Genomic DNA, 25,801 nt, shown 5'->3' with positions numbered 1-25,801 from the left:
CTAGCAGCTAGTCCTCTTTTAAAAAAGTCAACAGCCCCAGTTCAAATCCCTTCACGATGGCCCCGATGCGGGTGGTCACCCCCAGCTTCTGGTTCACCGAAGCCAGATGATATTCAACGGTTCGTTGGCTGAGCGCCAATTCATGGGCAATTTCTTTGTTCGTCTTCTCCTTCGCCAGCAGTTGGAGCACTTTCCGCTCGGCAGAAGTAAGCGCATCCTGCGAGCTGTGTCTGGTGCCGATACTCTCCGGAATCAGAATGTGGCCCAGCATGCTTTGCTTGATCGCATTAATAATCTGGGTGTAGGAAGCTTGCTTGGACAGATAGGCATGGACCCCTGCTTTATAAGCCTTGATATAGAACTCTTCGTAAGTGTAGCCGGACAATAAAATAATTTTCAAGGTATTCCCGTACCGCTCCTTCAGCTTCCGGGCCAACTCGAACCCGTCCATGTGCGGCAGCGAGATGTCCATAACGGCGACGTCGGGGCAGAGCTGTTCAGTCTGGGCGATGAATTCGCGGGGATCGGTGAACGTATGCAGCACTTCAATGCCGGGTTCGGCATCGAGGCGGTGCTGGAGGCCTTCGAGTACGAGCGGATGATCATCCAGTAAATAAACGCGAATGTTATCAGTCATGGGGCAATTTTCTCCTTAAAAAGAGGTAATTTTAGCGTAATAGTGGTTCCCCGTCCGGGTACGGAGTCAATATCGGCGCTGCCGCCTAAATGCTCCATCTGATCACAGACCGACATCAGACCGAAGCTTGGGCCGCGGGCAGCCTGGGGACGGGAAGCCGCTTCGGCAAAGCCTTTGCCGTTATCACTGACACTGCAATATAGGTTGTCCTTGGCCTGCCAGACTCGTACATGCATTTCCGTTGCCTCTGCATGCTTGAATACGTTAACAATCAGCTCGCGCACAGCGCGGAACAGATTGGCTTTGACAAAGGATGGGAACGCCTCCGGTGCGGGTGCTTCGTATTGCAGCGTCACGGCGATTTCATTTAGCCGGTTCATGTCGCGGAGCAACCAGTGCAGCGCTTCTTGCAGATCGCCCTTGTCCAGAATATGCGGATAGAGCTGATCGCTCAGTGAACGTATGCTGCGCTGTGTATCGTACAGGCATTTTAGCCATGTGGCATTGCGCTCACGTTCATATTTGCCGGTGTCATGCAGCTCCTCCAGATCGCGGGATAGAAAAATCAGGTTTTGCAGTAAGTCGTCATGCAGGAAATAGGAGATTCTGATCTTCTCAGCCTCTCTTGCTTCCAGCGCCAAATGGCTGTATGTCTGTAAATCACGGAACCGGCGTTCATGGTAGGCAGCCTGTTCCTTGTTCAACTGCTCATACTTCTGCCTTAAACGGAACGTTTGTCTGGCGTTCAGCAGCATTTGAATGGCTTCGCTGCGGAACTTCTCTACAAGGCGGTTCTCCTCGGCGGAGAGCAGGGTTTGGTTTGTTTTTGGTCCAAGGCACAGGTAACCCAGTTGTGGTTCTTCCGGCCTGTGTGACAATTCTATGACCTGGGCGTACTCCTTTCTGTCATTCCAATCCTGGTTGTCCGGTAGAGTTGCGGCTCCGGGCGCCCAGGTATCCAGGTAAATGCCCGTGCTGTACACAAGGGGCAGATTGTCATCATCAAAATAGACCAGGGTGAGGCCTTGCACCTCAATTAAATCATGGAGCAGGTCGGCAGATAATTTTAGAATGTCGCGGATATTTCTCTTCTCGGCGAGCTGCAGCGACATGCGGAGCTTCTGGTGCTCAAGCCATTCCTTCTTGCGGTTCTCCCGTTGCTGCATACGAAGGAGGATGCGGCGATAACCGTAGGTTAACAGTCCGAAAAGGATAAAAAGTTCAGTCGCATACAGCAGCGATCCCCACACCGCCGCAAGCATGAACAACACCAGCATCGAGGAATAATAAAGACTGTGCACGGATAGCCGAGTAATATAAAATTTCATATCCACGATCTGCCGCTGGACAAGTAGATAGGCCAGGGTTCCGGAAATCGGGACCAGTCCGATCAGCGCATACTCGGCGGGGATCAAAGCACTGCCCCAAAGCAGTTCCGGCAGGGCATACAGCAGGACATAAGGCATCAGGCTGGTGAATATACCAACAAACAACAGGAGCAACTGATTTTGTTCAATCCGGTCGAGCCTTTTCGAATAGAAAGCGGTAATTCCGGCCATCAGCAGTAGTGTGAAGAGAAAAATGATATTCAGCAAATGGGACATCCATTCGTATACTTCCCGCCGGAGCAGGAAGAACGCCGTGAACGCGGAGCAGGCGAAGGCATAAGCCAAATAACCCGTCAGCAAGAGGCGGAACTTGGAATAAATGCTCCTGAACGCAAATAGCAGATAAAAGGACAGCATTACATAGGGCAGCCAAATCGCACAGTAAGAGAATAAATAGGAGGATACAACCACCTCATCTGAAAATAAGGTGATAATAGTAGACGCTATCAGCACGTTCAGCAAAAAAAACCTGCGAATTAATCGGGACTCCGGTTTCTTGCGTAAGGCGTATCCGCCAACACCGATGAGAAACAGCTCCATCAGAAACGCCAACCCGTTTTCCAGCTTATCCTTCAAGGTCGGTGCCACAATGAACAAGCGGGGGGATCCCGTGTTGCTGAGCACCTCAAGCCTGGTGGCCCCAACCAGCATGTTCTCATTGGCTGCTGTGAAAATCTTCGGGGTTGGCTGTCCGTCAACCGATACGATGCGGTCTCCGGGTGCGATATCCCAGTTAGCGGCGATAGAATCGTTCTGGACTTTGGCGATGATCCATTCCAAAGAACTGTTGATTTCGACCAGGATTCCCGAATACGGAGTTGTAAACGACTCGATTTGAATATATAAGGAAGCAGCAATAAAAACCACGAGGCAAACATAGATATACAAATATTGTATGCGCCGGTGCCGGAGCAGGCTAGACATGGCAGGTTTCACAATCCTTCAGGTAAGTTTCCTTCTATTATAATAAAAAGCAAGCAGATCGTCTTGACCCGCCTGCTTGTTTATCGCCTTCAACTACAATCCTTGTCTAAAAAAGCTGTTGAACAAGCTTGTAGATCAATACCGCTGCTTCCTTGTTCAGCATAGGGTCCTTCGGTCTGTAATCCAGCGCTCCGCCTGTCGCCTTAACGTCAGGGCCGAACATCCGTTGGCCTACAATGTACTGTACCCCTTCGGATGCCCAAGGAGAGGCAGAGGTTTTCAGGTCAGCCTTAACTGGATCAGCGTTCAGCGAGATTTGGACCATCCGCCAGATGAAGGTGGCCGCTTGCTCTCGGGTTAATGGCTGGTCAGGGCCAAAGACGCCGCCGGGGAGTCCCTGGACAATCCCGTAATTAACCGCCGTCTGGATTACAGCCTCATAGGGGCTGCCTTTGGTGTCGGAAAATATAGATGGCTGGGTAGAGAGCTGGAATCCCGCCAGCGGCATGATCTGTGCGAGGAACTGGCCTCTCGTAACCGGCTTGTCCGGTTTGAATTCGTCTGTGCCGCCCGGAATGGCTCCAAGCTGAACCAGATAATAAATAGATTTGGCATAAGGATGGTCTACCGGGACATCGCTGAATACAGGTGGCTCGGGTATCTTCTCCGCCCAGCTGTCTGTCATGTTGTAGGAAAAGTAGGCAATGTCTCCATCCGCATTAAGCTTAAAGCCGGCAGGAGTCCCTTCTTCGTCATAGAACAACAGATCGTCCGCCTGGCGCAAGGTATGTGTGCCAAAAACATCGCGCACGATCAAAGCACCATCAGCAGCAGTAATGTCATAACGCAATACGGGCGTGCGCAGATGGCGGTACAGTCCCTCAAACCGGAGAAGCTGCTGCTTGTCCGGTGCCGGCTTCACAAAAGCCGGTCCGGCATCTGTTTTGGGGAAATAACGACTCATGAACTGCTCAAAGAAAGGGAGCCGCAGGTTACCTTTGTCGCTGTTCAAAACGAGGAACATACCGGTGTTCTGCTCGGGCAGCAGCCATAGATTGGAATGGAAACCCGATAAATCGCCGCCCTTTTCCACGACTCTATACCCGTTGTAGTCTTTTGGATAGTTCGTCTCAAAGGCATAGCCGATGCCCGGGATGTCCGGATGGATCGTGACGCTTGTATGCTCCATCGCTTTTACTGAAGCTTCCGTCAGGAACCGCTCACCTCCGGCTTGCCCGCCGTTCAGCATTGCGAGCATGAACTTGGCCATATCTGCCCCCGTAGAGAACATTCCCCCTTGCGGCGAATTGTCGGGCACGTTCGGGATTTGCGCAACTGGCTCCAGATTGTTGTCATAGGGAGTGGCAATGGCTTGCTTCACCTCATCGTTGAACATAAAGCTGCTGCTGTCCATACCGAGCGGTTTGAATATATTTTTGCCGACATAATCCTGAAAAGACATCCCGGAGACCTTCTCGATAATATATCCCTGCAAAGTAAAAGCAAAGTTGTCGTAACGGAATGTTTCACCCGGCTTGCGTACGACGGTAGGCATCATGTCCTTCAGATAGTCCTTTAACGTATAAGCTTTATCTGAACCCAAGCTGTCGGCATTGTCGAAGCCAGTTGTATGGGTCATCAAATGCTTCAGTGTAAGCGGCACTCCCGTTTTGTTCGGGATTTGCAGATCCGGCAAGTAGGTCTGGACATCCTTGTCCAGATCAACCTTTCCGGCTTCAGCCAGCTGCATAATGCCTGCAGAGGTGAACAGCTTGGATACAGAGGCCAGGCGGAACCGTGTTTTGTCGGCGTCAATCGGCCTCTTTGCAGCAATGTCAGCATAACCGTAGCCCTTGTTCAGGAGCACCTGTCCGTCCTTGACGATGACCAGCAAGGCGCCTGCCAATTGTTCCTTGACTTCCTTTTGTCCAAAAAATTGCGCTGCAAAGGCTTCGGCCTCGGCTTTATCCAGCTTCACGGCCGAAGGGGATGCTTGCGGGTCTGCCGCTATTACACCGGACGGGAGGAACAGGGCGGCAGCGAGGATGAGCATAATGAACTTTTTCATAGTTAATCTCCTTTTATGATGTGACGATTGAAGTGGGAGCACACTAATCCATATTAACATCCGGGCGGCTGGAGGGAATCGGTAGAAGGGGGTGAAAGACGGGGTGTCCGCGCATTTGTTTTGCGTGACCGCGCAAATGCTTATTCTTGGGAAATGGTCATCGCCTGTATGGAGATCAATGATCATGCTGAAGCTTTCAAGCTCTTTTCGCTGAATGCAGAATTGTTCAGAAGGAAGATGGCTTAGTCGTCAAGAGGCGGCTCAGTTATTAGTAAGGGTCTTAACATTGAATCCTAAGACTGAGATTGCAAGCGCTCTATCAAAAGAAACCTAAAAAATCGCGTCCTCCAAGGGAGAACACGAGATAAAACAGCTTGACTCCGTATTTCACCATCGTCATTAACGCTTTCGGGCGACCACCGCTAACCGGCCGTTTTCGGTCGAGTACTCGCACGTGGACAGTACAACAAGCTTGTCGCCATACCGTGCGGTTACGCCCGTGTCGTAAAGAGCGAGTTTCTTGATGTTCTGAACATAGGAATCGAATTCGGCGGGCGTTCTGACCTTCTCGATCTGGTAGTATTTAAAAATGTCGTCCGATTTGCGATAAACTTTGGACAGAATAACGGCAACAATCTCATACTCTTCCTTTTCGTAAAGCGTACTGAACTGGAACGTGGCATGCTCCTTATAAAAGCTCTCCTCCTTGTATTTCATCAAGTCTTTAAACATCCAGCCGCTTTTCATGTGATGCCCGTGGATCAGCAAGATGTCCGAGCTGTCGATCCGGCTGTGCGTGTCCAAGAAGGGAAGGCCGCCTTGGTTCTTCTTGTTGTCGAAATCATGATTGAGATAATACTGCGCATCCTGTGGATTCTGCATAATCGGATACTCAATTCGGGTACCGTCGATCTTCAGCCAACCGACGATGTCGGGGTTCCGCTCGTAAAGCTCCCGGAATTCGGGAAGCATGATCGGTTCATTCGTTTTATTGATAAAAGAGGAGGGGAGGGATTCCCCTCCTCCTCCTTTATCTGACTTATCCTCCCAAACGCGGGTCAGCTCTTCGATTTTCTGTTGCTCGGTATAATCCCGCAGGAAAGTTCTTGCAACCATAACGAGAGAAAATACCAGCAGAAGGGAGGAAACGGCGATAAGAATTTTTTTAATTTTACTCATGTTCTTACCGCCTTTCCAGTTACTGAATGATTTTTTTCTTCTTGCTGCCGAGCAGACAGAGTACGATCGTAATCAAGGACATCAGCGCCAAAGCCATATAGAAGATTGGCGGTGCGCTGTGATCCCCGGTTTCCGGAACATCGTCCAGCTCGTTGCCGGCATTGCCAACGTTGTTGCTGACGTTGTTGTCGTTGCGGGGGCCAGTGTTGCCGGTTCCGCCCCCGTTGTTGCCGTTGTCGGTCTCGCTGATACCGTTGCCGGTTCCACCGCCGCTGTTGTCAGCTTCGTTGTCGACCTCATCGGTTCCATTGTCGCTGTTGTTAGCTTCGTCGTCGCCGTTGCCGGCTCCGTTGTTATCGTCGCCAGTTCCAGGTTCGGGTTGATCAGGTTGGCTAGGTCCGGGGTTCGCGGGTGTGGGATCGATGGTGCCGGGTCCGGTTCCACCGCCATCACCGCTACCACCATCATTTCCACCACCGTTATTACCGCCGCCCGAACTTACCGGCTTCAACTCGACATCGTAGCGTACGATATCGGTTCCGACCGAGATCGTTGGGCTGGTATGCGTCTGATACCCGGCTTTCGTCACAATTAGGTAGTAATCCGTATCCGGGAACACCATGTACGCATAGGCGCCGCTTGCGTCGCTGTACTGAGTTGGGCTGGCGTTATCGTTCGGCGCGAAGCCCGGAATGGCAGGCAACGTCACTTTCGTGCCCGGCTCAATGCCTTGCGCTTTGTTCTCCGGCGTATCCGCATAGTAGAGCGTTACTTCAGCACCTTCGATCACAAGGCCGGTTGTTTCGTCCGTAACGATGCCGTACGGGTCAACGAGCTCCTGGGAAATATTCAATTCCCCGGTCGCCTTTACGTCCAGCTCCGCATCCCGAATGATCGTCAGTTCTTTGCCCGGCGCAACTTCGTAACGCACTTCCATTTTGTAGGTTTCCGCCACTAAGTCTTCCGCCGAGAACGTGCCGTTCGGTTGCAAACTGAACGCTTTCGGAGCGCCGTTCTCATCTGCAACATATCGGTCGTTTGCGTCCCGCAAATAAATGCGCATCTTGTCGGCGAGTTCGCTGCTCAGCAGCGAAGCCTGCCCTTCAGGCTGCTTCAGAAGCACGACGCCTACAGCTGTAATGTCCGCCGGAACCAGTTCGCCGCCCTTCACATTGCCATCGACTTGCGCTTTTTGCGTGAAGGTGATCGGCTGGTCGACGCCATTCACTTGGATCAGTTTTGTGTAGCTGATCGTATAGTCGCCGCCATACGGCACAGGGTGGAAGTATGCGCCATTGGCGTCGGTCGTGATTTCTTGCTCGTTGCCATTCGTTTTGTCGGTGATGACAAGGGGCGCATTCGGAATCACTTCACCCGTTGTGTTATCGCGCAGCACCCCGGTGATCGCCGCCGGTACGGTAGTTACCGTCGCGGTGTCGGTTAATTTCCCCTCCGTCGGACTGTCCACCTTCGCCGTAATGAGGTGGTCCTCCGGCGTTGTAGTGTCCAGCTTCGGCGGTGTATAAGGGATGACCGCTTTTCCTTCCGCATCGGTACTAGCTTTTACTTCCGTGTTGTCCGGCAAGGTAAAGACGATCTCGGTATCTGCAACCGGTTTGCCTTCATAGTCGGTCAACGTGGCCGTCAACTGCGAAGGCGTCGCACCGTTACCGGGAACGACTGGGGGTTCCGCCGTCAGCGTCAGATGCCCCGGGAGATACCTCGCATTGACGAATCGAGCTTCGGCAATCTGCTTCTCCACGATCGTGCCGCTATACTCGCGATTTTCCGGGTCGGTGGTGTAACCGTCGTCCGCATAATCGGTTTGGATAACTTTATAGCTGTCACCGCTCGGAATGCCTTCAATGGCGACGGTTTCCTCATGCTTCAAGGTTATCGTGTCGCCGGACTTGAGGGTTCCCTTCGTTCCGTCTGACTTCGTGTAAGTATATGTCTCACCCGCAGGGGCATCAGGGAATTCAACCGTAAACGTAAAATTCTTGCCTTTGTCCGCTCCGGTACCTTCCACGGTCTCCCCGATCAGCAGACCCCCGTACACCATCCGCGTGTTGACGATCTCGGCTTTATGGTCGCCTCCTTCGGCAATGGTGCCGGTCGTTTGCCGGTCCGGCCAATTGGTCGTGTATCCGTCGGCCGTATAATCGGCCTCGGTAACGGTGTAGACAAGGTCCTTAAGCAGTCTCGGGATAACCACGGTTTGTCCGTGCTTCAGACGGATCGTATCTCCACTTTTTATGGTTCCGGCGGAGCCATCCGGTTTGCTATAAGGATACTCGCCATCTTTCCCCTCACCGTCGAAGGTAATGGTAAACAGAAACTCCTTACCTTGTTCCCCGCCGTTCCCCGCCACGGTCTTCCCAATCGTTAGTTTGCCGGTGATCGGGGTAGGCACAACCAGCGGTTTGACTGAGGTCACGAGCTCCCCGTCCGCAAAGGTCGGGCTGTCTTTTACATTGGCAACTCGCACTGTGTAAACCGTTGTGGTGGGCAGGTAAGTATTCTCGTCAATAAAGGTCTGCTTCAACTGATATAGCCCCGGTGTAGGGATCAGCAGCATCAGCTTACCGTTGGCGTCTGTAGTTCCTTTGATGGGATTCCCCTGCTGATTCTTCGCCTCCGTTATGCCATCGGCTTCATACAGCGTAAACTCAACGCCCGGAAGCAGCTTCTTAGCGGGGTCCACCTTTTGGATATACAACACGCCGTTAGACCCTGCGGCGCCGCTTACGTCATTGGCGTCCAACGTGGCTTCCTGGCTTGCCTCGACGGGCGGCAGACTGTTATCGCCTAACAGCTCGATTTTGTTGCCGACTTTTCCAGGAGACATCCCGCTCGACTCGGTCTGATAGACGATTTGGTAGAACTGGTTAGGGTCCTTCATCTTGAAGATCAGCTTGGTGGGATTGCCCTCTGATTTGAGCATCTCCACTCTGACTTCAGGGTCGGGACCGGTTAAATCAATTGCCGTGACATCCCTAGCGAGGTCTCCGCTCGGGGTCATCGTGGCACGATAGATCGCCATATCCGGAGATGTCAGCGATAGCTTGCCGTTCACATCCTCACGCAACTTCAAACCTGCTCCAAGGGTGTCCTGCAGATAGACGTCATCCGATAATATGAAGGACGGACTGTAGTTCACCGTCCATTCCTGAATGCCGGGAGCAGGCTTGGTTACCGATTTGGTCAGCGAACTAAGTGGAACAATCACCTTGCGGCTTTCCTTATACTTTGTTTCAACGCTGCCCCACTTGATCGTCAGCTCAGCTTCATTATATCCCTCATGTTTCGTCTTGCCTGCCGCGAGCTCTGCATCTATCTTCTCTGCTGTAGGACTTGCTTTCACAAAGATAACGTAAGGACCTTCCAGCTTGGAAAAAGTAAACGTGCCTACATTGCCGCTATGGGAGAAGTTGACCACATGAGCATCAGAGTCTGGCGGAATGACGTTGTCTGCCCTAATTTGGGTACCGTACTGCGTATCTGAATTATTGCTCGAATAGCCTTTATACAACTCGTAGAAATTCCCGCTCGCATCATAGGGGACAAATTCCCAGCCTTCAGGCAAGGTGTCCACCAGCTTAATGTCGCTAGCTACCCGATTCCCGCCGTACTTAGCCATCGCTACAGTATCTAGGCCTTTATGATTGACTGCAAGACGGAAAGTCGCGGTTTTCGTTACCCGGTCGTAGCCCGCGGTCGTCCATGCCTCGTTGCTGTCGTTCTTGATGTAGCTGTTGATATCGTTGGCCTTAACGTTCTCAGGCGTACCGTCCGCTTTCAAAGGTACGGATGCGAAAAGCGTCCCCTTCTCAAGCATATTCCCGTGACGATTCACATAGTTGTCTGCGTAAATATTTGAGTATTTATCACCGTCAAATAAATAGGCGCGGTTGTACCTAGGGGCTGCGTAGCTTGTTTTGGAATACTGTCCAGCGAATTGCTCGGGATCGGTCATCAGCGTACGGAATGTGAAGCTCGCCTGCTTGTCCGTGTATCCGCTGACCTTCAATAAATCCGCCACCCGGACATCATCCTGATACAGGGGAATCACTTCCCATTGCAAACCAGCGTTGGTCGTAAAGGAACCCTCAAGGAACTGCTGCCCGATCAAATTTGAATTACCTCTTACATTATTTGCAAGTGTCGTCAAAACCGTTGAATTCACCTTGCCCTTAGAATCCAGCTTGCTGGGATCGATGAAGTTGAGGGTTCTGCTGTACACTAGCAGGTCATACACCACGGTACTGGAGTCATTATACTGCGGCGTCAGATTCACGGTCCATGTGGCGGCACCGATCTTGAGATCGTCAGCGGTAAATGTACCGCTCTTGGTCAAACCATGCGCGCCGACAGTGACAGTCGCGAAAGCACTCACGGTTTGGGGGTTATTCCCCACCGTCGCATCGTTGTCCTGCAAGCCGTTTGGAGGATTATCCAGCTTCCAGTTGGCGCGAGCCCAATTCGTGAAGCTGCTGCCGCTCTCCACCTTGGATTCAATGACCAGCCTGACGGCGTTGCTCTCTCCTCCGGGTATAGAATAAGTATCATTGCTTGCGCCGGTCGGAGTAATTGGCGTTGTTGTGACGGACCAATTATTCGTGTTTGCATCCCACAGTTGATAAGCAGCCGATTCCCAATGCAGCCCGGTTGGCAGAGCATCGGTAATGGTGAAGTTTTTTAGCCCCTGCTTCTTGTAATTTCGGTTCACATCGATGGTCCATGTCACAAAGGTGTCATTCCCCTGCTTGCTCACCACGCCGGATTGCTGAATCCAGTCGGGATAGATATTGACGCGATAAGAGAGGGCCTTAGCCAACTCATCCCCGTTTTTATCTTTCAACTGAGCAGTCGTCTCTATCTTCTGACCGCCATCATTTCCAGGAACAGGCTGGTATTCATAGTAGTACAAGTTCTTGGAGATCCACGTTTTGAAAGTAATGGTTGCCTTATCGCTAGAGCCCGGCGGAAAAATATAAGACAGCGCACCGTTTTCATAGACCGGCGTTGCCGACTGCCCATTGACCGTGAACGAATCTTCTACATAGACGCCGGCAGCGTTAAGGGTAGTCCCCTTGCTAAGGTCGTCATAGAACGTCGTTCCTTCCAGCGACAGCGGAATCGTGTTATCGTCCCGGTCAAAGGCTGCGACATCCACCTTCCACGTGATGGTTCCCTCTACAAACGAATTGTTGCCCAGGTTAACGTAGCTATACTGACTCGGCTTATGACTGTCCTGGGGGGTTATCGCGATCTTATACGCGGGTGTCAGCGGCGGGTTATAGATGGAGTAGGGCTTCAAGAATATCTGTGTCCCCTCTGTTTCCCCGTAGTTATCCGACACATCCGGTTTTGCGGCGAGTGTGAGATTGATTAGAACGCCGTATTTGATACCGTTAAAAAACACATCATCCCCATCGAAGGTAATGGTGACGGCAGTTTCGCTAAAAGTAGCAGTTGCGATTTTTAGGCCGTCCACCATGATTGACCTGCTGCCTGTTGCCGTCAGGCTCACCATAGGGAAATAAGTCGCTTTGTCGAAAATCACCTTGTTGCCCTTCTGGACGATCGACTCAGGATCGGCGCTTTGATCGTCGCCAAGCACCGGCACCTTGAGATTAGTCAGATTCAGGGTGAGTGGCTGTCTACCGTTAATGATACCGGTACCATCATCAGGCACAGGTTTCCCGTCCTGTATGACTTCCAGTGGAAAAGGCGAATTGGCGGCTTCTATGATCGCTGTTTTGTCCTGCGGTCCGGCTGCCATCGTTTGAGCTGGCACGGCGTACACGGCTTCAGGCACTGACGACGGTTCATCCGCGTTCGGCAAGTCGGATTCGCTAACGGATACCGTCTCGGAACCGTCTTCTGGGGCGATATCCGCATATGCGGCAGCAGGGAACGTCAATGCCTGCAAGGCAAGCACGACCGCCAAGCAGAGAGATAGCACAGATGTTCTTACACGACGTCTTCGTTTCATGTCAAAGCTCCCTTTTCGCTATTTACTTGTCCCAGCACCTCCGCCTCGTTCAAATTCTATGCCCTTACGAATACCGAATAAGGGCCGCGGGTGTGCGGGAGTTGATCGATGCTTGGTTACTTCCCTCCCTTCGAAAATCTCGCAATCACACACTTAAAATTCCATAATATTACATTTTGAGTGTACATCTTCAACATACTACAACAATCTCGACAAAAACTAGACAAGAAATTTACAAGAGATTTCTGCTTTTTGTCGAAAATAGTCATTGCAGAAAAGTGGGTTGTATGCAATCCAACACGTTTCTTTGGATTGGGGAAATACGCGAAAAAAATTATCATTACATGTTGGGCATATTCCAGCAGACCAGAATCATCCTGGATGCCACGCATACACTGGCCAGCAGTCCAAAACAAAAGCCGTTCGAAGTGCTACGTGGCGCGGCCAAGCGACTGTTTCGCGTCGTTGTCAAACGCCACCCCAAGTTGGAGAAGAAACTACCTAGCAGCCCTCCGTTAAAAGCGAAGATGCGGAAGCGGAGAAAACCATGCTGAGCAACTTGGCACAGTTGGGAGAGACTGTGGAGGAACTGCTTCCGGACCATGAAGGAGCGGTGAGCGAGAAATTGGGCATCGCCAAACAAATCATCGAGGATGAGCGATTACTCTCTCACAAGGGGATTCTCCCCGCTGGAGGTAATACCGGGAGCACCGACGACGACGATCTATACCGTGATTGCGGTCGCTTTTAATTCTGACCAACCTGTTTTAGTTCTATTTATAATTGGGAAGATTCACCTGATCAGTTGCGTTATAAGTCTCTACAAAATCTCTACAACGTGATGAATTGTCTTCTCCTTACAAATCTCAATAAAAAACACCCACTGACAGACTTCTGATTTAATAGAATAAACATATTCTCCTATGTAAGTATTATTTAAAGAAACGCCGCGGTGATAAAATCCATAATCCGGGTTCGAAGCTTGTCGCCGTCCTCCCCTCTTTTATACATATCCGTTCCGTGAAAGCCACTTTCGTCAATCATCAATCAATCGGCTAATTTTCTTCCTCTACGGCGATGCCGGCAGTTCTTAAGTGCCCATAGGCAACGATTCTGCTAAACTGAGATGAAACTTCATCTGCAGGAAGGGGCTTATCATTTTTAACCCACCAAATTACGATCCCCATGAAAGCCGATCCGAGGTATTCGATCAGCAATTCCTTGGATATCGCTAATACGGAGTTTTCCTGAGCAGGTTTCCACCCCTCCATTAATTTATCCTTAATGATATTCTCCATTTTCGCTTGAAACGGATAGATTCGATTCTCTTCAATTAACATGGAACGGTAAAAGGTCATATTTAGTGAAATTTGCTCCAGTACCGTTTGCATGACGGTCTCAAGTAAAGAAAGGCTGAAAGGACTCATGCTGATCGGACAAAGAACGACGGCCTCCTTTAATTCGCTTAACAGTTCATTCATACATGTATCCAATAAATCAGGCTTGTTTTGGTAGTGAAGATAAAACGTGTTTCGATTGATCATAGCCCGATCGGCAATATCCTGGACCGTTATCGCCTCATATCCTTTTTCCGGAATAAGCTCATAAAACGCCTTTCGAATCGATTGTATCGTACGCAGTATTCTTAGGTCGGTTTTCTTAGTCATTATTTTCGTTCCCCCTAAATTTATTTAGGTCGTTAAGCGACAAAGTTTTATGAGTTGTCTGTTATCTATCATAACTAAAAATATTGAATATTGAGCGTTATATTAACCTCAATTATAATAAGCAGAAGATAAATAAACAACACACTGTTCATTATTTATCTAATAACCAAAAAATCTAAGGAGGATACTTCAATGACATCCAACCATCAAAATGAGCTTGTTCGTAAGGCAGTCGCCGTACTGGAAAGTTTTGAGAGCGGCAATCCCGAAGCGATTACGGCTTACGTTCACCCGGATCAATATATTCAGCACAACCAGGCTTTACTCGATGGTCGTGAAGCCATGCTTGGCGCACTTGATCATTTAAAGGAAATGGGGACAAAGGTAAGCGTTAAGCGGGCTTTAGTTGACGGAAATGTTGTGGCTCTTCATTCGGTATATCATTTTCACGGCCCTAAAATCGGTTTTGATATCTTCCGTTTTGAGAATGGACTCATCGTTGAACATTGGGACAATTTGCAAGAGATGGTGGAGAAGACACCAAGCCATCATACGATGATTGACGGACCGGTTACGATTAAGGATATCGACAAGACGGAGGCCAACAAAGTATTGGTCAAAAGCTATGTTGAGAACATCTTGCTCGGGAAGAACCCTGACCTGCTTGCCTCCTACTTTGATGGAGATACCTACATTCAGCATAGTCCGCATATTGCAGACGGCCTTTCCGGTCTTCACGCTGCATTGCAGGCGCTGAAGGAGAGAAAAGTTGAGTTTCAATATACTCACGTCCATCAAATTATCGGGCAAGGCGATTTTGTTCTTACCGGGAGTGAAGGTCAATTTGATGGTCAACCTACAGCTTTCTACGATTTGTTCCGCGTACAGGATGGAAAGATCGCTGAGCATTGGGACGTCATCGAGGCCATTCTGCCGGAAGAAAAACGAAAAAATACGAACAGTAGATTTTGAAGCTTGTGTAGCTGAATCGCAAGAAAGACATCGCCGAATGTAATTACGGTGATGTCTTTCGCTTCACGAATGTACTTGAATGGAAAATTTTATAGTCCAATGGAAACAGGGAGAATCATGAAAATATTGACACAAAAAATGATGTGGCTTGGATTAGCGCTCGTCCTGATCGTGTTGACCGTATTCGGGGTTGCGATGATGGGATCGGTGGTTGGATCGAAGCCAAAGGAGCTCCCGGTCGCCCTCGTTGTCCTTGACCAGCCGGCGGAGCTGCCGACTGGAGGAACGTTTGCGGTAGGGGAAATGATCCGGGAAAAGTTGGTGTCAGACCCGGCAATGCCGTTCGTCTGGCATATCGTGGATTCCGAGGAAAAGGCTCGGGAAGGACTGGATAAACACGAATATTACGGAGCGATGGTGATTCCGGCGGATCTGAGCAGCGGTTTACTCTCATTAGCAACTCACTCGCCGATTCACCCTAATGTGAAGATCATCTCTAACGAGGGTATGAATACCCAAGCCTCGATGGTCATAAGACAAGCAATGGGGCAAGCGATGAAAATGATCAGCGGGGAACTGTTGCAGCAGCTGCTTGGGCAGATTGGACAGCAAACGGAGCAAATTCCGATTGAAACGGCTACAGCTTTAATGACACCGATTACCGTTCAGGAGGAAGTCGTGCATCCACCGGGAGTGAATAATGCATCGGGGAATGCGCCGGGTTTATTGATCCAGATCATGTGGATCGGCAGTCTGGTGACCGGGATCATGTTGTTCCTGGCTAGCCGGAAGGCGGTCGCCGCGGGTTCAAGGAGATGGGCAGTAAGTGCGCTGCAAGCTATCGTGGGACTTGCGACCGCTGGTATAGCGTCAGGCTTCACCGTATGGATGGCTTCGTCGTGGTACGGCATGGAGCTGGCGAACGCGAGGGAGACTTGGTTGTTCTTATGGTTGGCTGGATCGGCGTTCTTCTTGTTGCAATCTTCCTTGCTGAATTGGATCGGATTCCGGGCTATGCCTCTGCTCGTACTCCTGATGTTCTTCTCCATGCCGCTGTTGAATATGGCTCCGGAGTTCTTGTCGCAGACGACACGAGTTTGGATCTATTCGTGGACGCCGCTGCAGTTTGCGGCAGGAGGGCTGCGGGAAGTGATGTACTTCGGAGGACTGGACGTGGTCGGCTCGAACGCCTTCGTTTTGTGGGGCGTCGTCGTGGGATTTTTGATCCTGCTGCTCGCTTCCGGATTTAAGGCCGGTCGAGCAGCAACAGATGCGCCCCCTACTTCTGTTACAGGGGATTAAAATATGGTAAACTTCTGATCCCCGCCAAAAATGCCCGGCAATTCGCAGTATCCGGCGAGCGCAGCAGCGAAGGAGTCGGCATACTGCAAATTTGGAAATTTCAAGCGAGGTAAAAGGGCTCAACCTAAAAATCGATGCTTGACGAATTCGTACGCATTCTGCCAATGATATGAAAATCTTGCAAAAGTGCAGTTTTTGAGTCTCAATCGGTCTATTTTCACCCACACACCGATTGACTCAAATCCTAAAAATCCCTGCACTTTTGCAGGCTTTTGGGCTAATCACGTAAATCCTTCGAAAAAACTGCAGATTTGCAGGTTTGTCCGCCCAACCTTACCGCTCGCATCATTTTTAAGCTCCAATTTCTGTTTTGAGCCGACAAAAGAACAGGCCCGATTCGCCAAGAGCTGCATGAAAGCTGGAAAGCTCAGCGACTTCTATTTGAGCCCGTTCACAGACTCCGTATTCGATGCCTCCAGTTGGATTTCCAAGTCATTAGGGCTACTGTCCTGACGATATCGAATCGTGATCAAGTTGTCCGCAACATCGAAAAAGGCTCTCGGCAAAGAGACAGATACGGATTCCCGCCCGTTTTTCTTTAAGAGCATCGATTCCACAGCAGGACAATCTCCCGTTTTAGGAGCAAACTGATCATTTGAAATCAGAAGGCCGCAATCGAAAATTAAATCCACCGATTTTCCTGACTTGTTATGAAATTCAATTGTGGTCTTATAATTCGTTCGATCCGACTCCAGTTGCGCCAACAGGCTCACACGCATGATCTCATTTTCAACAAACCCTGTTAGCTGATCGGGAGCCTCCTTTACGTCCCCTTCGTTTGTTTGCTCCTGTTCAACAGGAATGGATGCTTCAAATGATTCTATTGCGGCTTCTGCATGCACGTGATGAGTATTGGATTCCGAAAAATCATCGATCGCTAAAAGTGAAGAGCAACCAGTTGCAGAAAAGAATGTGACGACAGCTCCCAGCAAACCAATATACATTTTATTCATCAAATCGTTCACCTCAACATTCAGACACACCAAAGAGGCGAAATGTTCCAGACGGCAAACCGATAAGCTACCCGTTTTTTCTCTCCCAAGCACCAGAGCAGCGTTTAACCCAACCGGCTTCCTGATTACGACTTATGGAAACGACGGTGTCTTTCACTTCAGTAAATTGCATGGAACACCTGTCGGGAGCAGACAAAGAAGCGCAAAGCATTACTCAGATTCTTAGTATGTTCGTCAATCATTGAGCAAGGTGGGAATGATGCTCATTAATGCATGTACATTTTGATCAGGGTCATAGAAGAAAGTCATCCACGTTTCCGTTTGTCCTGTGTCGACAACTTTATGAGGCTTGTCCAAAAACTGCACCTGCTTTCTTGTTAACGCTTCATAAGCTGAATGAATATGATCGACATTGAAATAAAACACAGAGCTAGGATGATCAAATTGGGCATTCTCTGCAATGCTCAATACAATTTGTATCCCATTGCATTCAAAAAAAGTCATGTTGGGCACTTGAAACAAGAGTTGGAGTCCTAAAATATCTCGATAAAATTGAGTAGCGACCTCCATATTATGTACACGAATCGATACTTGTCCTATACCCTTTATTTGAAATTCTGGATGCATGCTTGTTCCTCCTTCATATGCTTAATTTGTTGCACTACATCATTCTACTACATTATTAATTTACCGGATACAGAAGCAGAGTATGAAGCAAACAAGCAAAAGCTCGTGCACACTTATGGTTTACCCGTGCCTTGCATCAAATATTTCATATAGCTCCTCCGGACGGTGCTCTCCAGCCGATCGTTATGCCTATTTCAAAACTGCATTTAAAGAAACGCCGCGGTGATAAAATCCATAATCCGGGTTCGAAGCTTGTCGCCGTCCTCCCCTCTTTTATACATATCTGTTCCGTGAAAGCCACTTTCGTCAATAATCAGTTCTTTCTGATCCGCTTCGGATGCTTCGTACAACTGGCGAACCTGCTCTTCAATCTCCCCCAGCATGTCTCCCGGAGACGCGACAAACAGGGACGGCGCTTTTATTTCCTTTACGCTGGGGATGGCATCCAGCCGGGGTCCGCACTGCGCAGGCGAAGACAGAATCAGCAGCCCCTGAATGGGCAACGGTTGGCGGACGCCTGAGAAGATGGCGGTCGTTCCTCCACAGGAAGCGCCAGCCAGAAACACACGCTCCGCGCCCTGGCGCTCAAGCTCCTTGAGCGCAGCCTCGGCGTCAAGCTCAATGGATTCCGTATTATCGGACTGCTGCGAGGCTCCATGAGCCCGATATTCAGGAAGCACAACCAGATAACCTTGCTCAGCCAATTCCTTACCGAGATCGAGGAAGGAACATATGCTGTACCCTTGCTCATGCGCAAGCAATACCCCGTCGGAGCCGCTCCCCAGCACAAGCGATGATAGGTACTTCCCGTCGCTCGTCTTCAGCGTCACAGCATGCGTGCGCAGTTCTTCGGGAACACAGTTGTTCACCGGGTACCCCTGGTCAGAGAGAACCGTTTGTTCCGGCCAGGCAGATTCATAGTCAACCGGAGGGAACGCCGGGGCTTTGGACATCTCCGGAGGCGCTGTCTCTTGCAGAGGCCCATCTGCAGGCTGAACACTGGATAGCGGCTTCTTTGGCACTCCTTGCCTAACCGGGTCGCTCCCGGTTGGGCTCACACATCCGATGAGGGAAACAAACGCGGCAACGAGCAAGGGAATGGCCAAAGCTCGTAAGCTCAGACCTCGGCTGAATGATCTCAATCTTTTCATAAAAACAGCTCCTTTTCGATTACTTCAAAAGTTTTTCTTTGCGGCAAATTGCTTTTTCTTACCGCCTTACTTACATAACGTCCAACAGGAGGATTTTTTCATCCTGTCTCCAAATTACTATCGTGTTGGTTCTCTATTCCAATGATAATAGGGTTCTCCTCGGTCCATAAATGTAGCTTTTTTAAACGAAACGTATAAAAAGCAGCGCACAATGATGCGCTGCTTCATTTTAATGCTCCTACTCGTTTAAATAAGTTGTCACTCTGTTCTGGATCAGCTTTGCAACTTCTTCAGCAGTTTTTTGTCCGCTAAAAAATGCCATTGATTCTTCTCCTACAATGGAGATCACCTTACCGCCCCCTTCCGAATAGTTATCCGCTGTATTAATGAAATCTTTGAACTTGGCGAATTCATCATCCGACACTTTAGGTGCTTTCCCGTCTGGCGTCTTGTACGTTCCGTTATTCACTTGCTCCTGAATGTCGTCCAGTTTCTTCTCATTCACGGATTTCAGTAGTGAAAATCCTTGTCTCTCTTGCAGCGATTGCCCTTCTTCAGACAGCATGAAGACAATAAACTTCCAAGCCTCCTCTTTCACCGGGGATTGGGCTTGAATGGAAAACTGAGATGCAGGGACAATCCTCGTTCCGCCTCTTTGCTCCGGTTTTTGCAGCAACTTAGGATTTGAGAAGTATAAATGCAGACCATCGATAAAGTCTGCCGACGAACTCAGAACGGTAGAATAGAACATTTGCTTGCCTATATCAGCCGGTTCTGAAGTCATGACTTTATGATCATACATATCTTTAATTTGCTGCATCGCATCCACGAATAAGGGCGAGTCGAACATGGCCTTTTTCTCGGCAGTATCAACAAACTCAGCATACCTGTCCACAATCATTTCTTGCATGCGGAAATCAGGCGCTTCACCCGTCATGGCATACCGACGTTCCGTGCCGCTCGCCCCCAGTTCCTTCGAAATCTCTTCGAACTCCTTCCAAGTCCAATTCCGGTCATCGATCCTCGTGTTTCCAAGGATATCTCCATCGCCTACAAACGCCCGCAGGTAAAATCCGAAAGGCATGGCATACAAACTATCATTTGACTTTATTGGATCCAAAATGTTCATTTGCAAATTGCTTTTATCTATCGTTTTGTCTTGTTCTATGAGATCTTCCATGTTCAGGAGAAGGTTTTTATTCACATAATCTTTGATTGGCAAGCCGCTAATTTCAAAGATATCCGGGCCTTTGCCCGATAGTATTGCTGTATTTGTCGTTTTCTGGTATTGTTCATAATCTTCTGTAACCTGAATTTGCAACTCGATGTCCGGATACTTTTCTTCAAACTTTTTCTTTGCTGTCTCATAAAATGAGTCCGCTTGTTGGACAGACAATGTAACGACGGTTTTCCCCTCTGGATTGACCGAATCTTTCGAGCTTTCCGATTGTTTGCCGCCCCCGGAACCGCATGCACTCACTAATAGGATTAGAATGCCCATAGATACCATACTTGGCCACTTTCTCATCGAATGAATTCCTCCCTATCATTTCACTCTAAATTCTAGTTTACCTATTGTAGACGAATACGGTTTCCGTCTTGCAAAGGCTCGCTGCTTTCCAAAATCAACAGATCGTCCTCATAGAGACTATCGGCCTGAATCAACGTTTCATTATCATTGCTTTCACCGGACTGAATGCGCACTTTACGCGCGACGAAAACATTGCCCAACGCGCCTCTCTGTTCGTCGACTTTATAAACAAACATTCCGTCACGCTCCTGGTGAATCGCCTCGTTTGAAACAACCAGTCCTTCCAGGCGAGAGCGTTTCTCGATGTTGATCCATGCTTGCTCACCTCCTTTCAGATCGGGATCTACGACCTTGATGCGGAGCAGCTTCCGAGGATCTATTCGGGTCTGGCCCGCCTCCTCTCCAGATTCGAATGGGCCGATTCTCGGCTCGGCATCCGCCATTTCGGTAATCGTTCCTTCGAGAATACGGGTCTGCGGTTCCTGAACGGTTTGTACCTCGACCTCGATCTTCGTCCCGACCGATATCTCCAAGCGGGTCAACAACGCAGAATCGGCGAGAATATCCAACCTGTAGCCCAAACTATCATTTGAGACCAGAACATCCGGTTCGCCCGATGACGCCATCCCCTCGACAGCATTCAATTTTGTGACGATGCCGTTGAACGGAGCGGTCAGTTCCCGTCCGCGTGCCAAACGGTCTCTCAGCTCGTCAATTAATCGTTCCTGCGTGTCCAGGTCAAGCTTTCGCGTTTCGATCACGCGGCGTGCGTTCCGAATCCCGAGTTCGTCCTCCTCCCTTATTGATTGGATGAACTGGTCCTGAAGATTTTGCAGCTCAATATTCATCCTCTTCAAGTTGGCGATTTCCGTTTCCAATTCCCGTTCGGCGGTTTTGCTGACATACTCGATCAGCTTTTGCCCCTTCTTCACGCGGTCCCCTTCCTTTACGAACAGCTTTTGGACCTCCCAGCCGGCAGGATTCGTTAATTTCGCTTCAGTGAACGGCTGCAGCATGCCGCTACCTTTGATCGTAAACAACAGACTCCCGTTTGCCAGCGGTTCCGTTCTTACTTTCGGCAAGGTTAATGATCGGAGCGTATTGCCGAAAAACGTAAGCAGTAGCAACAATCCCATAAAAACAATGAAGACAATTTGAATGGTTCGTTTGCGTCCGCGATCAACCTGTTCGTTTGCTAACTCCATATCCCGTCTATCTCCTCCTAAAAAACTTTCTGTTGGAATGCTTGCTTCTATTACCCCTTGATGCCGGATAATTGAATGCCTTTAATGAAATAGGTTTCCGCATACAAAAATAACAGCACCATGGGGGTCATATAGAGCACGGATGCCGCGAAAGCGATCCCCGGCTCATCGTTGATCCTGGACAAGTACACGGATAGCGGCTGCCTGAACGGATCGTCCAGAAAAATAAGCGGCTGCTCTACCATATTCCAATAATCGACAAACAAAAGAACGACAAGCGCGGCAAGACCCGGCTTCACCATGGGAACAATGATCGTGAAGAAAATTCGCAAATGGCCGGCCCCGTCCATCTTCGCCGCTTCAATGTAGGCGTACGGAATATGCAGCATGAACTGTCGAAGCATAAATACGCCGAAAGCTGCGAAAATGCCGGGCCATATAATGGCATTCGGGCTATTCAGCAGCCCCAATTTATCCGCCATAATATAATTCGGCACAAGTGTCACCTGAAACGGCATGAGCATCGTCATGACATAGACGAGAAACCAACGATCCCGGCCGCGAAATTGCAGCTTGGAGAAGGCGTACGCGGCAAAGGCCGATACTAAGGTTTGTCCGCCGATGATCGGTATCACCAAAAAGACCGAATTCCAGAACATCGTCAAATAGTTGGAACTGCCCACTAGCACTTTGCCATACTGTTCCATAGACACTTGATCCGGCAGCCATTTTAAATTTCCAAAAAGGTTTTTTCCAGTCGCATCATTCATCTGCCCGATGGGCCCATAATTTATATCGATTTCCTGTGCCGTCATGAACGAATTCGTGAACGTGATCACGATCGGAAATAAGAATAGTACCGCAACCGTGCCCATGACGAGTGTGAGCCCAAATCTTTGAAATACTTTGAAAATGCGCAATGATTTTCCACCTCTATTCCATGAACTGCCGATACCGGCGTTCAAGCGCGAACAATCCCGCGACGATCAAAAGAATACAAACGACCATCAAAGTCGCTGCAGCAGTCAGCTTCTGAATGTCCAACGACGTGAACATGTTGTTCATATAGTGCTGCAGCATGTAGATACTGTCATGCGGATAATCGCCTGCGATCAAATACGTTTCCCGAAAAACTTTAAACGAGTTCATGATCGATAAAATGACGACAAAAAACATCGTGGGCGTGAGATAGACAAGGGTAATGCTGCCAAACTGCCGCAAACGTCCCACTCCTTCCACTTGGGCAGTTTCATAATAATCCTTCGGGATTTGCTGCAATCCCGCCAAAAATAAAATGACGTTATAGCCGATGTTCTTCCATAAGTAAACGACAATGATGACATACCGGGCCGCTTCGGTCTTCATCCAGTCCACGCGTTCGATTCCGAAGTCGTTCAGCCAGGCGTTCACAGATCCGTTCCAATCAAACAGCATCTGCCAGATAAACACAATCGAGGCGACGGGAACGACAAGTGGTAACACATAGGCGGTTCGCAACCATTTCCGCAGATAAATATTCGTATTCAGCAGCAACGCCAACCCTAAAGACAACGCGAGACTAATCGGAACGCCCACCGCGCTGAAATAAAACGTATTGAATGCTGCCTTACGGAAGGACCCGCTCGCAAGCAATTCGCTGTAATTTTCCAATCCCACAAAATGACGATCTACCGCATTGTCCACGAATGAATAGAACACTCCCATGACAAACGGAATCAGGTAGAACAGCGCGAATCCGACTGCGCTCGGTGCGAGAAATATCCAGGCAATCGCCGAATCCTTGCGCATCCGTTTCTTTATCTTCATGGCAACATCATGCCTAATGAACCGTTTCTTCATGTTCTGCTTCCTCCAACCATTCCTACCTATAAAATAGGAGCAGTACCCGCTCATGTGCGGGTACAAAGCATGACAACATGCGTTTTTATATAAAAACCCCACATATTCATTCTCAGTTTCCTCCATCCATTCGTATCTTTAGATTAGAGAGGACTGTTTAAAGAATAAGTGGGGTAAAAATTAAATTTTTATAAAATATCGTACAAAATCGATCGACCGCTCCCCTTGTCAAACAGGGTTCGTTTCTTAAACCGTAGTGCCACCATTCGAAGCTATAGTGCTTGTAATCCCTTTTGTCCCATCGTGTGAGCGCTCATCCATAAAATCGAAGCTGCCTCCCATGGAAACAATCGCCCCCGTATCTAAGTGGTACAGCGTAACTGCTGTTACAGGGGACTAAAATATGGTAAGAACAATCAATTTCCCTCGATTCCCATTGTCTCATTCTTCCCTTTTTGCGATATTTTCGTTATGTTGAATTATCATTTGAAAGAACTTCAGGACGCCCTGAAGCTCCGATTCCGAAAAGTCTTTCATTGATTCGATAAACCGGTTCTCGAAGATGACATGCATTCTGGTATGGACCTCGAAGATCTGTCGGCCTTTGGGCGTCAGGCTGAAATAGACTTCTTTTTTGTTGTCGTTCATCTGGCTGCGCTTGATGTAGCCTTCCTCCAGCAGCTTGGTGCTGATCTTGGAAATGCTCGCCTTGGATAAATTCATTTTCTCTGCAATGGAAGTATTATTGATAGGCTCATTATGGCCGATGCAGTCGATGGTATGGACGCTGGTTAGATTGGTCGGGAACGCACTGAGCCCTTCCAGCCGGGCAAAATCTACAAATTCTTCGCTCTCGGTCGCTAAGATTTGTTCGGTCAAATGCGAAAAATGAAGAAATCGGCTGTACAGTAATCTTTTAAGTCCCTCGGACGAATTCATACCTTCGGCTCCTCTTTTTGTTTATTTGTAAACAAACATAACACACTTTATTCAAGCAATCAAACCGTGTCATTCATTCAAAATTTCCAATTGACAACATAACGCATCCGACTATATAGTTTACTCATTAACAAAATAAATTGTTAACTAGTTAACAATACGAGTAAAGAAGGGGGATTCTTATGAATGCTTCCGCAACGATAAGAGAACGCAGAACGATTCGCAAATTCAAGTCCACGCCGGTCGCGCAAGAGCAGATTATTTCCTTGTTGAATAAAGCCGCCGGTTTGTATGAAACTGAGGGCACTCCAAGCTGGCGCTGCATCTATTACAATTCCCTGGAATCGCGTCAACGACTGGCCGCAAGCATGCTCGCCAAGATCAAGGAAAGTCGTTTCGGCAAGTTCATCCCCGACAAAATGACCGACTTTTATAGCAAACATGCCACCGAGATTCCCGCTCACATAGTATTCATTACGGAATCCGCCAACACGCGGCGGCAAAGCGACGAGAATTATTCCGCGGTCTGCAGCATCATACAGAATTTCCAGCTGCTAGGCTGGGAGCAAGGACTGGGCATGCTGTGGTATACGGACCCGCTAATCATGAGCGAGACTTTCTTCAAGGAAATCGGATTGCAGAACGGGGAGCGTTTTGCCGGGATTCTGAGTATCGGATACTTTGAGAAAGTGCCCAGAGCCCGGAAGAGAACGCCGGCGGAACAGAAATGGACGATGATCGGCGGGGATGATTATACGCATACAAATCCGGACATTTTGCCGTATTCTCCGCAAACCATTCTGGGAATGTTGAATGAAGCTGTCTATGCGCCAAACGACGGGATGCGGGAACCATGGCGTTTTGTTTATGTAACAGGAGGGGAAACAGCCGGCAAGCTTCGTAGTTTACAAGGGAGCTCGTCGACGTCATTCCTGCTCATTGTGGCCAAGGAAGAAAGCGATCTTCACAAGCAAGATGAGGATTACGCGGCCGTATGCTGTCTGATTCAGAACTTTCAATTATTGGCCAAGTCCAACCTCTGGCACGTTTACCGAACCCTGCCGGAATGGACTTACCATCACGAAAAATGTACGCCATTTGGAATTCAGCCTCAGGAACGGATCGTCGTAGTACTGGAATTCGGTGCAGACATTCGCCGTCCAAGCTCCGCATCCACGCCTCCGGCGGTGAACGTCACGCAACGTTAGCTTTTTCGAAAAATCTATAGTCGTAAGCGCCAGATTACGCAAAAAAAATTCATACCCAAGGTTTTACAAGATGCGAACGTAAAGCTAACCACTTGACTTTAGCTGAATGAAGAGGCATATCATTTGATATACCTCTTCCATCTTATTTCAATT

General features: G+C 49.1%; 17 protein-coding genes and 2 pseudogenes. 4 read left to right on the top strand and 15 right to left on the bottom strand.

Translation table 11 applies throughout. The annotated features are described in order from the left end of the window. Nucleotides 1-7: 7 nt before the first annotated feature. The 5 genes from KI362_RS18120 to KI362_RS18100 all read right to left on the bottom strand — a co-directional run bounded on the left by KI362_RS18120 (nucleotide 8) and on the right by KI362_RS18100 (nucleotide 12,194). Complete coding sequence (locus tag KI362_RS18120; protein ID WP_301629223.1) at nucleotides 8-637, bottom strand: response regulator transcription factor; 630 nt, start codon at nucleotides 635-637, stop codon at nucleotides 8-10. After that, entirely contained in the window at nucleotides 634-2,949 is a 2,316-nt protein-coding gene (locus KI362_RS18115; RefSeq protein WP_301629219.1) for an ATP-binding protein, read from the bottom strand. The genes KI362_RS18120 and KI362_RS18115 overlap by 4 nt, the downstream gene beginning before the upstream one ends. Before the next feature lie 106 nt (nucleotides 2,950-3,055). Then, nucleotides 3,056-5,017: a beta-lactamase family protein gene (locus tag KI362_RS18110; RefSeq protein ID WP_301629217.1), complete on the bottom strand. Its 1,962-nt coding sequence runs from the start codon at nucleotides 5,015-5,017 to the stop codon at nucleotides 3,056-3,058. Nucleotides 5,018-5,416: 399 nt separating this feature from the next. Further along, nucleotides 5,417-6,196, bottom strand: coding sequence for a class B sortase (gene srtB / locus KI362_RS18105; RefSeq protein WP_301629215.1), 780 nt, complete (start codon nucleotides 6,194-6,196; stop codon nucleotides 5,417-5,419). Nucleotides 6,197-6,215: 19 nt separating this feature from the next. Then, on the bottom strand, nucleotides 6,216-12,194 hold the full coding sequence (locus KI362_RS18100; RefSeq protein ID WP_301629213.1) for a DUF7601 domain-containing protein: 5,979 nt from the start codon (nucleotides 12,192-12,194) through the stop codon (nucleotides 6,216-6,218). A gap of 371 nt (nucleotides 12,195-12,565) precedes the next feature. On the opposite strand from KI362_RS18100, the pseudogene KI362_RS25575 reads away from it, so the two are divergent. Continuing rightward, nucleotides 12,566-12,885 (top strand): annotated as a pseudogene (locus KI362_RS25575) (hypothetical protein); the annotation flags it as partial. A gap of 364 nt (nucleotides 12,886-13,249) precedes the next feature. Here KI362_RS25575 and KI362_RS18090 read toward each other — a convergent pair. Then, nucleotides 13,250-13,861 carry a TetR/AcrR family transcriptional regulator gene (locus tag KI362_RS18090; protein ID WP_301629209.1) on the bottom strand — a complete coding sequence of 204 codons (612 nt, stop codon included), beginning with the start codon at nucleotides 13,859-13,861 and terminating at the stop codon, nucleotides 13,250-13,252. Between the two features lie 192 nt (nucleotides 13,862-14,053). Between KI362_RS18090 and KI362_RS18085 the strand changes: the two genes are divergently transcribed. Then, complete coding sequence (locus KI362_RS18085; protein WP_301629207.1) at nucleotides 14,054-14,833, top strand: nuclear transport factor 2 family protein; 780 nt, start codon at nucleotides 14,054-14,056, stop codon at nucleotides 14,831-14,833. 117 nt (nucleotides 14,834-14,950) lie between these two features. After that, the gene (locus KI362_RS18080; protein ID WP_301629205.1) at nucleotides 14,951-16,135 is read left to right on the top strand and encodes a YhgE/Pip domain-containing protein; all 1,185 of its coding nucleotides are present in this window, start codon (nucleotides 14,951-14,953) and stop codon (nucleotides 16,133-16,135) included. A gap of 437 nt (nucleotides 16,136-16,572) precedes the next feature. Here the strand turns inward: KI362_RS18080 and KI362_RS18075 are convergent, their stop codons facing one another. The 9 genes and pseudogenes from KI362_RS18075 to KI362_RS18035 form a co-directional block, all read right to left on the bottom strand. Then, nucleotides 16,573-17,241 carry a hypothetical protein gene (locus KI362_RS18075; protein ID WP_301629202.1) on the bottom strand — a complete coding sequence of 223 codons (669 nt, stop codon included), beginning with the start codon at nucleotides 17,239-17,241 and terminating at the stop codon, nucleotides 16,573-16,575. A gap of 141 nt (nucleotides 17,242-17,382) precedes the next feature. Continuing rightward, a complete protein-coding gene (locus KI362_RS18070; RefSeq protein WP_301629200.1) occupies nucleotides 17,383-17,775 on the bottom strand; it encodes a VOC family protein in 393 nt (130 codons plus the stop codon). Between the two features lie 206 nt (nucleotides 17,776-17,981). Next, nucleotides 17,982-18,926: an alpha/beta hydrolase gene (locus tag KI362_RS18065; RefSeq protein WP_301629198.1), complete on the bottom strand. Its 945-nt coding sequence runs from the start codon at nucleotides 18,924-18,926 to the stop codon at nucleotides 17,982-17,984. Nucleotides 18,927-19,164: 238 nt separating this feature from the next. Then, nucleotides 19,165-20,454 carry an ABC transporter substrate-binding protein gene (locus KI362_RS18060; RefSeq protein WP_301629196.1) on the bottom strand — a complete coding sequence of 430 codons (1,290 nt, stop codon included), beginning with the start codon at nucleotides 20,452-20,454 and terminating at the stop codon, nucleotides 19,165-19,167. Between the two features lie 44 nt (nucleotides 20,455-20,498). Beyond that, nucleotides 20,499-21,662, bottom strand: coding sequence for an efflux RND transporter periplasmic adaptor subunit (locus KI362_RS18055; RefSeq protein ID WP_301629195.1), 1,164 nt, complete (start codon nucleotides 21,660-21,662; stop codon nucleotides 20,499-20,501). 50 nt (nucleotides 21,663-21,712) lie between these two features. Beyond that, nucleotides 21,713-22,537 carry a carbohydrate ABC transporter permease gene (locus KI362_RS18050; protein WP_374705680.1) on the bottom strand — a complete coding sequence of 275 codons (825 nt, stop codon included), beginning with the start codon at nucleotides 22,535-22,537 and terminating at the stop codon, nucleotides 21,713-21,715. A 58-nt stretch (nucleotides 22,538-22,595) separates the two neighbouring features. Beyond that, entirely contained in the window at nucleotides 22,596-23,501 is a 906-nt protein-coding gene (locus KI362_RS18045) for a carbohydrate ABC transporter permease (RefSeq protein WP_301629192.1), read from the bottom strand. Nucleotides 23,502-23,658: 157 nt separating this feature from the next. Beyond that, nucleotides 23,659-23,882, bottom strand: a pseudogene (locus tag KI362_RS18040) (M15 family metallopeptidase); the annotation flags it as partial. Between the two features lie 60 nt (nucleotides 23,883-23,942). Then, nucleotides 23,943-24,440 (bottom strand): MarR family transcriptional regulator, encoded by a 498-nt coding sequence (locus KI362_RS18035; protein WP_301629190.1) that lies wholly within the window; start codon nucleotides 24,438-24,440, stop codon nucleotides 23,943-23,945. A 182-nt stretch (nucleotides 24,441-24,622) separates the two neighbouring features. On the opposite strand from KI362_RS18035, the gene KI362_RS18030 reads away from it, so the two are divergent. Beyond that, a complete protein-coding gene (locus KI362_RS18030; protein WP_301629188.1) occupies nucleotides 24,623-25,648 on the top strand; it encodes a nitroreductase family protein in 1,026 nt (341 codons plus the stop codon). The last annotated feature ends 153 nt before the right edge of the window (nucleotides 25,649-25,801 follow it).

This window comes from Paenibacillus apis (genome assembly GCF_018333295.1).
In the GTDB taxonomy this organism is placed as follows: Bacteria; Bacillota; Bacilli; order Paenibacillales; family Paenibacillaceae; genus Fontibacillus; species Fontibacillus antibioticophila.
Note: the sequence above shows the minus strand (reverse complement) of the source record. Positions and strands in the feature narration are given on the sequence as shown.